Annotated in this window: 13 protein-coding genes and 1 pseudogene; 9 read left to right on the top strand and 5 right to left on the bottom strand. The window is 65.5% G+C overall.

The genetic code is table 11. The features are described 5' to 3' along the window. Positions 1 to 586: TetR/AcrR family transcriptional regulator (locus B2W70_RS02800; protein WP_286742625.1), on the top strand; the 586-nt coding region annotated here is incomplete at its 5' end. Here B2W70_RS02800 and B2W70_RS02795 read toward each other — a convergent pair. After that, positions 547 to 1,302 carry a class II glutamine amidotransferase gene (locus tag B2W70_RS02795; protein ID WP_286742623.1) on the bottom strand — a complete coding sequence of 252 codons (756 nt, stop codon included), beginning with the start codon at positions 1,300 to 1,302 and terminating at the stop codon, positions 547 to 549. The two genes, B2W70_RS02800 and B2W70_RS02795, sit on opposite strands and share 40 nt — an antisense overlap. Before the next feature lie 203 nt (positions 1,303 to 1,505). Here B2W70_RS02795 and ssb point away from each other — a divergent pair, with 203 nt between their 5' ends. Then, the gene (gene ssb / locus B2W70_RS02790) at positions 1,506 to 2,024 is read left to right on the top strand and encodes a single-stranded DNA-binding protein (protein WP_286742620.1); all 519 of its coding nucleotides are present in this window, start codon (positions 1,506 to 1,508) and stop codon (positions 2,022 to 2,024) included. Positions 2,025 to 2,129: 105 nt separating this feature from the next. Here ssb and B2W70_RS02785 read toward each other — a convergent pair whose 3' ends face one another. After that, entirely contained in the window at positions 2,130 to 3,044 is a 915-nt protein-coding gene (locus tag B2W70_RS02785; protein ID WP_286742617.1) for a LysR family transcriptional regulator, read from the bottom strand. A 113-nt stretch (positions 3,045 to 3,157) separates the two neighbouring features. Between B2W70_RS02785 and gstA the strand changes: the two genes are divergently transcribed. From gstA to B2W70_RS02770, 3 genes are all read left to right on the top strand, one after another. Continuing rightward, positions 3,158 to 3,766 (top strand): glutathione transferase GstA, encoded by a 609-nt coding sequence (gene gstA, locus B2W70_RS02780; protein WP_286742636.1) that lies wholly within the window; start codon positions 3,158 to 3,160, stop codon positions 3,764 to 3,766. Between the two features lie 83 nt (positions 3,767 to 3,849). Further along, a complete protein-coding gene (locus B2W70_RS02775) occupies positions 3,850 to 4,071 on the top strand; it encodes a tautomerase family protein (protein WP_286742614.1) in 222 nt (73 codons plus the stop codon). Positions 4,072 to 4,097: 26 nt separating this feature from the next. Beyond that, the gene (locus B2W70_RS02770) at positions 4,098 to 4,466 is read left to right on the top strand and encodes a nuclear transport factor 2 family protein (protein WP_286742612.1); all 369 of its coding nucleotides are present in this window, start codon (positions 4,098 to 4,100) and stop codon (positions 4,464 to 4,466) included. Between the two features lie 231 nt (positions 4,467 to 4,697). Here B2W70_RS02770 and B2W70_RS02765 read toward each other — a convergent pair whose 3' ends face one another. After that, a complete protein-coding gene (locus B2W70_RS02765) occupies positions 4,698 to 5,498 on the bottom strand; it encodes a DUF4238 domain-containing protein (RefSeq protein ID WP_286742609.1) in 801 nt (266 codons plus the stop codon). Positions 5,499 to 5,669: 171 nt separating this feature from the next. Here B2W70_RS02765 and B2W70_RS02760 point away from each other — a divergent pair, with 171 nt between their 5' ends. Both B2W70_RS02760 and B2W70_RS02755 read left to right on the top strand, forming a co-directional pair. Further along, a complete protein-coding gene (locus B2W70_RS02760) occupies positions 5,670 to 7,478 on the top strand; it encodes an ABC transporter ATP-binding protein/permease (RefSeq protein ID WP_286742607.1) in 1,809 nt (602 codons plus the stop codon). Between the two features lie 34 nt (positions 7,479 to 7,512). Next, positions 7,513 to 8,106, top strand: a complete 594-nt coding sequence (locus B2W70_RS02755) for an NnrU family protein (protein ID WP_286742604.1) — start codon at positions 7,513 to 7,515, stop codon at positions 8,104 to 8,106. A gap of 99 nt (positions 8,107 to 8,205) precedes the next feature. Here the strand turns inward: B2W70_RS02755 and aqpZ are convergent. Then, a pseudogene (aqpZ, locus tag B2W70_RS02750) lies at positions 8,206 to 8,901 on the bottom strand (aquaporin Z). Between the two features lie 91 nt (positions 8,902 to 8,992). Further along, entirely contained in the window at positions 8,993 to 9,688 is a 696-nt protein-coding gene (locus B2W70_RS02745; RefSeq protein WP_286742602.1) for a TetR/AcrR family transcriptional regulator, read from the bottom strand. 84 nt (positions 9,689 to 9,772) lie between these two features. On the opposite strand from B2W70_RS02745, the gene B2W70_RS02740 reads away from it, so the two are divergent. Continuing rightward, a complete protein-coding gene (locus B2W70_RS02740; protein ID WP_286742599.1) occupies positions 9,773 to 11,230 on the top strand; it encodes a flavin-containing monooxygenase in 1,458 nt (485 codons plus the stop codon). A 40-nt stretch (positions 11,231 to 11,270) separates the two neighbouring features. Further along, positions 11,271 to 11,606, top strand: a 336-nt coding sequence (locus tag B2W70_RS02735) for an SDR family NAD(P)-dependent oxidoreductase (protein WP_286742596.1), incomplete at its 3' end; no start/stop codon positions are given.

The following is an 11,606-nucleotide window of genomic DNA, read 5'->3' as shown; positions in this document are numbered from 1 at the left end:
CCTGGCGTCGCAGGACGCCTCCGAGCTCAGCCTGCGGGCGCTGGCACGCGATCTGGGCGTGTCGGCCAACGCCGTCTACCGCCACTTCGCCGACAAGGAGGCGCTGCTCAGCGCCCTGGCCGCCGAAGGTTTCAGGCGCTTCGCGCGGGCCCAGGCCGAAGCGCGCGCCAAGTCCGAGCAAGACCCGCTGGCCACTGGCATGGGCTACGTGCACTTTGCGCAGCAGCACCCCGCCCTGTTCCGGCTGATGTTTGGCAGCTTCACCCGCTCGCACGAGGACGCCGAACTGCAAGAAGCCGCCATCGACGCCTTCGGCCAACTGCTGCAAGACTCGCGCGCACCAGGCCAGACCGGCGACATCGACGAAGCCACGATGATGCTGGCCATCGCCCGCTGGAGCCTGGTTCACGGCCTGAGCCACCTGCTGCTCGAAGGCCAGCTCGGGCTGTTCGGCGCCCAGGGCAACCAGCACGACGCCCTCATCGCAGCGGTGCTGAATGCATCGGCCGGCGGGATGAAATCACCCGCCATGACCCCAGCCGGCGATCAGCCCCTGGGCAAACCGTCCACAAAAGCCAGCAGCTGACCGGGCTGCATCGCCACCCAGGGCTCATCCAGCGTCAGCGGCTGCGTGGCGATGACGGCCACGCGGTCACCCGGCTGCGCCTGCTCCGCGAAGTTGACCTCCACGTCCTGGTCCTGCAGTCGCGCCACGCCGAAGGGGTGCTGGCGCACCAGGTGGTGCAGGTGCGTGCTGCAATGCGCCCACAGCGCGTCGCCCTGGCTGAGCAGGAAGTTAAAGGTGCCGTGCCGGGCCACCTGTGGCACCAGCTCGGCCAGCGTGCGCGTGAGCTCATCGACATCGGGCAGGCTGGCGTGGCTCTTGGCCAGCTCCTGCATCAGCCAGCAAAAAGCAAGCTCGCTGTCGGTGTCTCCCACGGGCCTGAAAGCCGCGTGCAGCTTGGGCTGGAAGTCGACCAGGTTGCCGTTGTGCGCGAACACCCAGTAGCGACCCCACAGCTCGCGCACAAAGGGGTGGCAGTTCTCAAGCCGCACCTCGCCCTGCGTGGCCTTGCGGATGTGCGCAATCACCTGCTTGCTCTTGATGGGGTAGCGCTTGACCAGGTCGGCCACGGGCGACTGTGCCGCCGGCAGGTGGTCGACGAAATGGCGCAGGCCCCGGCCCTCGAAAAACGCGATGCCGAAGCCGTCGGCGTGCTCGGCCGAGCGCGTGGCGAAACCGGAGAACGAGAAAACGATGTCGGTGGGCTGGTTGCCGCTCATGCCCAACAGCTGGCACATGGAAGAACTCCGCAAAGGCTGCGCCGAAAAGGTCCGAGCACGCAGCCCCCGAGTGTAGGCGCCGGGCGGGTTTCATCCCCCGGGAGGAGGCGTTCGCGAAGGGGGTTCCAGCGGGTGGCCGACCAGGTTGGCGGAGGTCATAATCGCTACCGCTAACAAACGGCACCCTTTTTAACCAACCATCTCTTTTCTGGAACCCTGCCATGGCCTCCGTCAACAAAGTCACCCTCATCGGCAACCTGGGCCGCGACCCCGAAGTCCGCTACACGCCCAACGGCGCCGCCGTCTGCAACGTGTCCGTTGCCACCACGCGCAACTGGAAGGACAAGAACTCGGGCGACAAGGTCGAAGAAACCGAATGGCACCGCGTCGTCTTCTATGACCGCCTGGCCGAAATCGCTGGCGAGTACCTCAAGAAGGGCCGCTCGGTTTACGTCGAAGGCCGCCTGAAGACCCGCAAGTGGCAAGACAAGGACGGCAAGGACGTCTACACCACCGAAATCGTGGCCGATCAGATGCAGCTGCTGGGTGGGCGCGAAGGTGGTGGCGGCGGCGGTGGTGGCTACGGCGCACCGGCTGGTGGCGACGACTACGGTGACGCGCCGGCGCCCGCACCGCGTGCAGCGGCTCCGCGCCCGGCACCGGCTCCGCGGCCTGCTCCGGCGCCTGCGCCGAAGTCGGCCACCGGGTTTGATGACATGGATGACGACATCCCGTTCTGACCCTGAACGCTCCCTGAGGTGACTCAGGAGAAAGAAAAGCCCCAAGCGCATGTCGCCTTGGGGCTTTTTTTCTGCCGATCGCGGGGGCTGTCACGAAGCAATGGCTCACCGGATCGACAACTTCGCCACCAGGTAGTCGATCAGCACGCGCACCCGCAGCGGTTTGTGGCGGTCGGCTGAATACAGCAGCGAGAACGGCCGCGATGCACCACTCCACTCTGGCAACAGCTCCACCAGGCGCCCTTCACGCAGGTCGTCCTCAACGAGGAACCGGTAGGTCTGCAACACGCCTGCGCCTGCGCGGGCCAGCGTCACCGGGCCCAGGACGTCGTCCGTGCAGCGCAGCCGGCCAGTGATCGCCAATTCGACGATCCGGCCATCCTGGCAAACCAACCAGGGCACAGGCTGACCGGTGTTGGGCTGCACGAAGGGCAGGCACTCGTGCAGCTTCAGGTCCTCGGCCGTTCTAGGCTTGGGCCGGCCACGCAGGTAAGCAGGCGACGCCACGATCACCAGCGCTGCGTCTTCGAGCTTGCGCGCCACCAGCCCCGAGTCGGGTGGTGTGCGGGCGCGCACAGCCAAGTCGAAGCCCTCTGCGGTGAAGTCGACATTGCGGTTGGTCAGCTGCAAATCCAGCTCGATGGCGGGGTACTTCCTGGCGAACGCCGGCAGCAAGGGCAACACACGGTGGTGCCCGTAGGAAGTGGGCAGGCTGACGCGAACCTGTCCAGACGGAGTTTGCTGTTGCCCGGAGGCCTCCCGCTCGGCCTCGATCAACTGGCCCAAGGCCTGGCGGCACTGCTCGTGGTAACGCTGGCCCGCATCGGTGAGCCGCACGTGACGCGTGGTGCGCATCAACAGCTGCACGCCCAGACGCGCCTCCAGCCTGGCCACCGAGCGGCTCACGGCCGCCGCAGTCAAGCCGGCGGCTTTGGCAGCGGCCGTGAAGCCACCGTGTTGCACCGTGAGGCAGAACAACTCGATGCTGCCGAGCTGCAGGTCGCTGAACTGGCGGGTCATTGGCGACGTCCATGTAAACAATGAATTGAACGACGGCCAGTTTATTGCGCTTCACATCCTCAATAAAGTCCATCGAACCCCAACACGCGCTCCGCGCCAGAGGACTCCCGATGATGAAGCTCTACTACGCCCCCGCCGCATGCTCGCTCGCACCACACATCGTGTTGCGCGAAGCAGGCCTGACCTTTGAACTCGCCAAAGTCGACACCAACCGCCACCTCACGGCCGACGGTGGTGACTTCTACGCGGTGAACCCGAAGGGCCAGGTGCCGGTGCTCGAACTCGATGACGGCGAGCGCCTGACCGAAGGGCCTGTGATCGCGCAGTACATCGCTGACAAGGCCGATGCCAGCTCACTGATGCCCCCAGCCGGCACCCTGGCGCGCTACCGCGTGATGGCCTGGCAAAACCACATCGCCAGCGAATTGCACAAGTCGTTCACACCGCTGTTTCACGACGACGTCGACTCCAACGCCAAGCAAGCCCTGGCTGCTGTGCTGCTCAAAAAGCTGACCTGGCTTGACGGGCAACTGGCGAGCGGCCCCTACCTCACGGGCGAGGCCTTCACCGCTGCCGACGCTTACCTGTTTGTCGTGCTGGGCTGGGCCCGATTCGTGAAGCTCGACATCGCCCACCTGACGCACCTGCAGGCTTTCCTCACGCGGGTGGCTGCACGGCCTGCGGTGCGCGAAGCGATGCGCGCCGAGGGCCTGCTCAGCTGAGTCAGCCCCCTTCAGGTTCAACAAGCTGCGCGGCGTCTCGCGCAGCTTCCATTCACCACCCATAGACACGAGAGGAACCGCCCATGCCTTACGTCCACATCCAGATCACGCGCGAAGGCGCGACCGTTGAACAGAAAGCCGAACTGATCCGAGGCACCACCGAACTCCTGGTGCGCGTGCTCGACAAGAACCCCGCGACCACGTTCGTCGTGATCGAAGAGGTCGACACCGATCACTGGGGCATCGGCGGCGAGACCGTGACGGTTTTGCGCCAGCGCACGCGCGAACAGGGCGCGCTGCGATGAATGCGCACCTGAGCCGCTATGGCGATGTGGTCGCCGTGCTGAACGACTACTTCGAGGGGCTGCGACACAGCGACACGCAGCGCCTTCGCCGGGTCTTCCATGAACAGGCGGTGTACGCGACCGCCAGCCATGGCCAGCCGCTGGTGTTGCGCATGGACGAGTACCTGCCGATCGTCGATGCGCGGCCCTCGCCGGCGTCAAAGGGCGAGGTGGGGACGGACGAGATCGTGTCGATCGAGTTCGTGGGGCACGCCACCGCGCTGGCGAAACTGCGGTGCTCGATTCTGCCCAGGTCCTTCCTGGATGTGTTGACCCTGATCCACGTGGATGGGCACTGGCAGGTCATTGCCAAGGTTTTTCACTGGGATGAGGAGGTTCAGGTGTTGGGCGGGTGAGCTGGCCAAGGTGCGGGTGGGGCCGGTGGGGGTGAGTGGTGTGGGATGGATGGGCGTTTCAGGCTGACAGCAGCCGTTCGACCCGCGACACCTTAGAAATCCAATCAGCGTTGCAGACATTCACCCTGCCAACCTGAGCGAGTTGGCTGACCTCGTGCAAGCCGTTCAGGGGCGCAGAGGGCAAACCGCTGCGGTCAAGCCCGGCGCTGGATGCTCGCCACATGGGCCACATCACGGCAGCTCGACTATCCAGCGGTGCGCGTTTTCTCGGATGAGTTCATTGAAGGCTTGAGTCTGCGGGGCATCAAGTTGCATGCCGCGGACGGACTCGCCTCCCCCTTCACTGTGCATGGGGATAAACAAGGCCAACCATTGCGGAGTGAGCGGCATCAAGCAGACCACGTCTTCATGGACGCCGATTTCATCCCCTAGACGTGGAACGCGAGCAAGCCGACGCTCGAGGTCGAAGCAGGGACGATCGGATGTGATGAACCCTGTGGCACTGTGGATCAGGCTAAGTCTCATCGCCATCAGCCGAGCGATGATCGTCGAGTTAAAACCTTCCTTATTGAACTCGTAGGCGTTCCGCACAGCGGCGCCAAGGCCCGGAAGAGAGGTGCTCGCTGCTTGCACCTCGCGCCGCTTGGCCTCCAGCGCACCCGGCGTTCGGAAATAGAGAGTTGCCGCGAATCGGGCGAGCTGCTCACGCCGAGCCTCAAGCGCCGTGAGCATGCTTGTCATGGTCTCCACCGGATCTTGTTGAAGCTGGGCGGTGTTTCCCAGAACGAAATCCCACAGGTTCATGACGCTAGCAAATGGGCCTTCGTACTCATGAAACGCCCTCTCCAGCTCGTTGTTGCGCTCTTCGTTGGGATTCTCGTAGTACCAGCTTTGCACCATTGAATCTCGTATGCTCATCTGCTTGGTGTCCCCCGATTCTTTGTCGGTGACCAGCAGATTCGTCTTATCAGGTGCCCAGCGGCCCAAGTAGACACGAGGTACATAGTGCTGTCGGCGGGTGAGTCCACTCATGAGGTGTCGGGGTGGTGAGGCGGGGTGAAGATACAACGTGTATGGTCGCACGATCAGACGATCCGAGCTTCGCCGCTGCGCTTTTGCCATCGCTGCAAACCCGCCGCCAACCGTCCCCCAAAGCCCTCAAGCCACCCCGATAAGATCAGCGGTCAAACCAGGGGCCCCACCATGACCGCACCCACATCCAAACTCCGCAGCTTCCAGCTCTTCGTCCGCAAGGTGGCCGCGCTGGCCCTGCCCTACTTCCGCTCCGAAGAGAAGTGGAAGGCCCGGGCCCTGTTGGCCGCCATCGTGGTGCTCAACCTGGGCGCGGTCTACATGCTGGTGCTCATCAACGACTGGAACCGCGTCTTCTACGACGCGCTGCAGAACAAGGACGCCAAGGTCTTCTGGCACGAGCTGGGTCGCTTCACCTACCTGGCGTTCGGCTTCATCGTCATCGCGGTCTACCGCTTCTACCTGACGCAGCTTTTGCAGGTGCGCTGGCGCACCTGGATGACGGCCCATTACCTCGACCGCTGGCTGGCCAACAAGGCCTTCTATCACTTCGAGCTGGCACGCTTCTCCAAGCACGACGGCGCCATCCCCGACAACCCCGACCAGCGCATCGCCGAAGACGTCAACCAGTTCACCAGCTACTCGGTGACGCTGACCATGGGCCTGCTCAACGCGGTGGTCACGCTGGCGAGCTTCGTGGGCATCTTGTGGTCGCTCTCGGGCAGCTTCGGCTTTCACTTCGACGGGCGGGAGTACGTCATCCCCGGCTTCATGGTGTGGATGGCGGTGGCGTACGCGCTGGCCGGCAGCGTGATCGCGCATTACGTGGGCCGCTCGCTGATCGGGCTGAACTTCCGCCAGCAGCGCGTCGAGGCGGACTTTCGCCACCACATGGTGCGGGTGCGCGAGTACAGCGAGTCGATCGCACTGGACCAGGGCGAGCCGGTGGAGCGCCAGCAGATCGGCCTGCGCTTTGGCGAGGTGCTGTCCAACTACCTGCAGCTGCTCAAGCGGCAGAAGGCGCTGACCTGGTTCACCGTGGGCTACGGGCAGGCGGCGGTGGTGTTTCCCTTCATCGTGGCGGCGCCCAGGTTCTTCAGCGGTGCCATCCAGCTGGGTGAGCTGATGCAGGTGGCCTCGGCCTTCGGGCGGGTGCAGGACTCTCTGTCCTGGTTCGTCGAGAACTACGACAGCCTGGCCGCCTGGCGCGCCACCACCGACCGCCTGACCAGTTTCGAAGAAAGCTTCACGGCGCTGGCTCAGCATGCGGGCGGCACCACCGAGCTGCGCCCCAGCCCCGATGCCGACTCGGTGTTGATCGACTCAGCCGAGATCAACCTGCCCGACGGCACACCGCTGATCCATGCCCAGGGCTTGGTGCTGCACGCCGGTCAGCACGTGCTGGTCAAGGGCCCGTCGGGCTCGGGCAAGTCGACGCTGTTCCGCACGCTGGCGGGCATCTGGCCTTGGGCGCGCGCCAAGCTGGCCCGCCCAGCCGACTTCGCGCAACGCGCCATGTTCCTGCCGCAGCGGCCTTACTTCCCCAATGGCTCGCTGCGCGAGGCCCTGGCCTACCCCGCCACGCCCGACCGCTACACCGAAGCGCAGATGCAGCAGGCCCTGCGCGACGCCCTGCTGCCGCAGCTGGCCGAGCAGCTCGACCGCGAAGACGCCTGGGGGCAGAAGCTCTCCGGCGGCGAGCAGCAGCGCCTGGCCATCGCGCGGGCCTTGCTCAAGCAGCCGCGCTGGCTGTTCGTGGACGAGGCCAGCAGCGCGCTCGACGAAGAGGCCGAGCGCGTGCTGTACCAGCGCCTGCGTGAGCTGGTGGCCGCGCAGAACGGCGCGCTGATCTCGATCGCGCACCGCCCGGGGGTGGCCGCCTTCCATGAGTGGCAATGGCAACTCAGCTGTGAGGCCTCGCGCCAGCATGCCTGGGAGGTGCAAGCCACACCTGCCCACTCGGCTGCGCCCATTGGCTAAGATGCCGGCACCTCCCCACACCCGAGCGCACCCCATGCAACTCCTGATCCTTGGCCTGGCGATCTTCCTGGGCGTTCACTCCGTCCGCATCTTTGCCGAGGGCTGGCGCAACGCGCGCCTGGTCGCCATGGGCGAGATGGCCTGGAAGGGCGTTTACTCGGTGGTCTCGCTGATCGGGCTGGTGCTGATCGTCAAGGGCTACGGCGAGGCTCGCCTTTCGCCCACGCTGCTGTGGGTCAGCCCGACGTGGGCGGCGCACCTGGCGGCCTTGCTCACGCTGCTGTCCTCCGTGCTGTTGACCGCGGCATACGTGCCAGGCAATGCGATCAAGCTGCGCCTCAAGCACCCCATGGTGCTGGGCGTGAAGGTGTGGGCCCTGGCTCACCTGCTGGCCAATGGCACGCTGGCCGACGTGGTCCTGTTCGGCAGCTTCCTGGCCTGGGCGATCTTGTGCTTCCGCTCGGCCCGGCGCCGTGAGGTGCCACCTGCGGCGGGACCGGCTTCCCCCCTGGCCACCACCTTGACCGTGGCCATTGGCCTGGGCGCCTGGGCCGCGTTCGCGATGTGGGGCCATGCAGCCCTCATCGGTGTGCGGCCCTTCGCGATGACGCCTGCTGCTGGGGCTTGAGCCAGCTCACCAGATGCGCACGTGCTTGCGCGAGCAGGCAGGCTGAAACGGTCCAGGTGCGTCAGGTGCGCATGAGCAGGTCTCTGTGGCGAAGCGATGTCAAACCGGGGCTTGATCTCGGCCCATGAACTTGTAGGCAGCAGCCCCCAGCACCGCGCCCACCATGGGCGCCACCCAGAACACCCACAGCTAAGACATGGCCCAGCTGCCGACGTACACGGCCACACCGGTGCTGCGCGCCGGGTTCACCGAGGTGTTGGTCACCGGGATGCTGACCAGGTGGATGAGGGTGAGCGCCAGGCCGATGGCGATGGGGGCGAAGCCCTTGGGTGCGTGGGCTGCCGTGGCGCCCAGGATGATGATCAGGAAGAACGCGGTCATCACGACCTCGGTGATGACACCGGCCAGCATGCTGTAGCCACCGGGCGAGTGCGGCCCGTAGCCATTGGATGCAAAGCCCTTGGCGAGCTCGAAACCCGGTGCACCCGACGCAACCACGTAGAGCACGCCCCCGGCCGCCACGGCGCCGAGCACCTGCGCCACCACATAGACAGGCAGCTTGGCGGCGGGAAAGCGCCCGCCTACCCACAGGCCCACCGACACGGCCGGGTTGAAGTGCCCACCCGAGATCGGCCCCACCGCGTAAGCCATGGTCAGCACCGACAGGCCAAAGGCCAGCGACACGCCAAGCAAGCCGATGCCCACGCCCGGAAATGCGGCCGCCAGCACAGCGCTGCCACAACCGCCCAGCACCAGCCAGAAGGTGCCCAGGAATTCAGCCAATGACGCTTTCATGGATCGACGCTCCCATCGTTTTGATGCCGCATGCTCGCATGCGGGTGTGACGCATTTTTGGCACGCGTCACGCGGGTGTCAACCCGATGGGTCAAACGCCTGGCTCGGAGCGCAAGCCGTCGATGACGCCTCGGAACACCCTCGATGTGGCGGCCACCAGCTTGGTGCGGTCTTCGCGGTACCCACCCAGCAGCCAGTGCGCGATCGGCTGGCTGACCGCGCCGATCATGGCGATGCCCAGCATGCGCGACTCGGTCTCGTCGATGTCTTCGGTGCTGAACTGCCGACGCGCAAAGGCCACCACCATGGCCGCAAAGCGCTCGATGTTGCGGGTGTAGACGCTGTTGACGCGATCGCTCACGCCGAGCACCTCCAACCAGCACACCCGGGCCACGCGGGGCTCGGACGCCATCTCGAAGACGGCGTTCAAGGCACGCTCGACGGCCACCATCGGGTCGCGCAGCGCGGCCTCGTCGGCCAAGGCGGCCAGCACCGCCTGCTGCAGGTGGTCGAACTCGCGCTCGTAAACGGCCACCAGCAGGTCTTCGGTGTTCTCGAAGGATTCGTAGAAGTAGCGGTCGGTCAGCTCGGCCTGGCGGCACAGTTGCCGCACGGTCGCGGTTCGGTAGCCGGTGGTGCCGAACACCTGCAGGCCGGCGTCCAGGAACTGCAGTCGGCGCCGGGCGACGCGTTCGAGCTGGCTTTCGCCCGCGTAGGCGCGTCCAGCTGGCGCGCCACCCACGGCGGGCGCCCCGGCGTCGGCGAGTTCGGAAAAGGATCGGGTCATCCCAGTATTTGACGACAATCGTCCTCACTTGTAAACTGACGACAACCATCTTCACTTGATGCGCCACAGGCGTTCCCCTCCACCATGCAGCAGTTCACCGCGATCATCATCGGCAGCGGCTTCGGCGGTCAGGCCGCCGCCGTCAACCTCCGGCGCATCGGCATCGACGACTTCCTGATCCTGGAGCGTCGCCCCTGGATGGGCGGCACCTGGAGCCAGAACAGCTACCCCGGCGCCGCGGTGGACGTGCAGTCGCCGCTGTACTCGCTGTCTTTCGAGCCCTACCCCTGGTCGCAGATGTTCGCCGAACAGGACGAGCTGGTCGAGTACACCAACCACGTGCTGGCCAAGTACCGCCTGCGCGAGCAGACGCGGCTCAACGCCAACGTCACGAAGGTGCAATGGGACGAGGCAGGCCAGCTCTGGCAGGTCAGCCTCGAAGGCGGTGACACGCTGCTGGCCAAGTACCTGATCAACGCCTCGGGCCCGCTGAGCACCCCGGTCATCCCCAACTTCAAGGGCCGCGACACCTTCCAGGGCAAGACCTTCCACACCAACGCCTGGGACCACGCCTACCAGCACGCCGGCAAGCGCGTGGCCATCATCGGCAGTGGGGCCAGCGCGGCGCAGGTCATCCCGGCCATCGCGCCCGATGTGAAGCAGCTGCACGTCTTCCAGCGCACGCCGCACTGGGTGCTGCCGCGCCCTGACCGCAAGTTCACGCCCTTTCAGCGCACGCTGCTCAAGTCCAAGCTGCTCTACAAGCTGCTGCGCACGGCCATCTACTGGGGCCTGGAGAGCCGCGTGGTCGGCTTCAAGTACTCCAAGACCATGCTCAAGCTGGTGGCCCAGCGCGAGGCCGAGCACCACATCAAAAAACAGATCGCCGACCCGAAGCTGCGCGCCGCCGTCACGCCCGACTACACCATCGGCTGCAAGCGCATCATCCTGTCGAGCACGCTGTACCCGGCGCTGTGCCGCCCCAACGTGAAGCTGCACCCCAAAGACGACGGCATCGCCGAGATCAACGAGCGCGGCATCCTCACCGCCAAGGGTGAACAGATCGACCTCGACTGCATCGTCTACTCGACGGGCTACGACGCCACCGACGGCGTGATCTCCTACCCCGTCATCGGCAAGGGCGGCAAGTCGGTGCAGGACTTCTGGGCCGAGTTCCCGCGCGCCTACCTGGGCACGACCATGCCGGGCTTCCCCAACCTGTTCGTGGTCACCGGGCCGAACACCGGCATCGGCCACACCTCCGCCATCTTCGTGATCGAGGCGCAGATGGAGTACATCCGCCGCGCCATCGCGATCACGCAACAGCAAGGCGCCAAGGCCATCGAGGTCAAGGCCGAATCGGAAGCCGACTACACCGCCATGATCCACCGCGAAATGAAGCAGACGGTGTGGCAATCGGGCGGCTGCCACAGCTGGTACCAGAGCAAGAGCGGCCACGTGATCGCCATGTTCCCGGGTTTTTCATTCACCTTCCGTCAGATGGCCAAGGCCTTCAAGCCAGGTCACCATCGCTTCAGCTGAAGCGAGCTGATCGACACACAAGCAGAACGAGGAGACACGCATGAAGGACTTCAAGAACAAGGTCGCGGCCATCACGGGCGCCGCATCAGGCATGGGCCGCACGCTGGCGGTGGAACTGGCGCGCCGTGGTTGCCACCTGGCCATCAGCGACGTCAACGAGAAGGGCCTGGCCGAGACAGCGCAGCTGGCGGCCAAGCTGGGCGTGAAGGTGACGACCAAGAAGCTGGACGTGGCCAACCGCGAGGCCGTCTTCGCCTGGGCCGACGAGGTGGTGCGCGACCACGGCAAGCTCAACCTGATCTTCAACAACGCGGGGGTGGCGCTGGGTGCCTTCGTCGAGACCGTCAAGCCCGAAGACTTCGAGTGGATCATGGGC

The sequence above is a fragment of the Aquabacterium sp. UBA2148 genome (assembly GCF_002328915.1).
Taxonomy (GTDB): domain Bacteria; phylum Pseudomonadota; class Gammaproteobacteria; order Burkholderiales; family Burkholderiaceae_C; genus Aquabacterium; species Aquabacterium parvum.
This window is presented reverse-complemented; position numbering and strand designations above follow the sequence as displayed.

Bases quoted from the DNA above. Each gene is read 5' to 3' on its own strand.
- B2W70_RS02755 (WP_286742604.1), top strand. From the start codon at position 7,513: ATGCAACTCCTGATCCTTGGCCTGGCGATCTTCCTGGGCGTTCACTCC.
- B2W70_RS02765 (WP_286742609.1), bottom strand. From the start codon at position 5,498: ATGAGTGGACTCACCCGCCGACAGCACTATGTACCTCGTGTCTACTTG.
- B2W70_RS02775 (WP_286742614.1), top strand. From the start codon at position 3,850: ATGCCTTACGTCCACATCCAGATCACGCGCGAAGGCGCGACCGTTGAA.
- B2W70_RS02795 (WP_286742623.1), bottom strand. From the start codon at position 1,302: ATGTGCCAGCTGTTGGGCATGAGCGGCAACCAGCCCACCGACATCGTT.
- ssb (WP_286742620.1), top strand. From the start codon at position 1,506: ATGGCCTCCGTCAACAAAGTCACCCTCATCGGCAACCTGGGCCGCGAC.
- B2W70_RS02760 (WP_286742607.1), top strand. From the start codon at position 5,670: ATGACCGCACCCACATCCAAACTCCGCAGCTTCCAGCTCTTCGTCCGC.
- B2W70_RS02745 (WP_286742602.1), bottom strand. From the start codon at position 9,688: ATGACCCGATCCTTTTCCGAACTCGCCGACGCCGGGGCGCCCGCCGTG.
- gstA (WP_286742636.1), top strand. From the start codon at position 3,158: ATGAAGCTCTACTACGCCCCCGCCGCATGCTCGCTCGCACCACACATC.
- B2W70_RS02785 (WP_286742617.1), bottom strand. From the start codon at position 3,044: ATGACCCGCCAGTTCAGCGACCTGCAGCTCGGCAGCATCGAGTTGTTC.
- B2W70_RS02740 (WP_286742599.1), top strand. From the start codon at position 9,773: ATGCAGCAGTTCACCGCGATCATCATCGGCAGCGGCTTCGGCGGTCAG.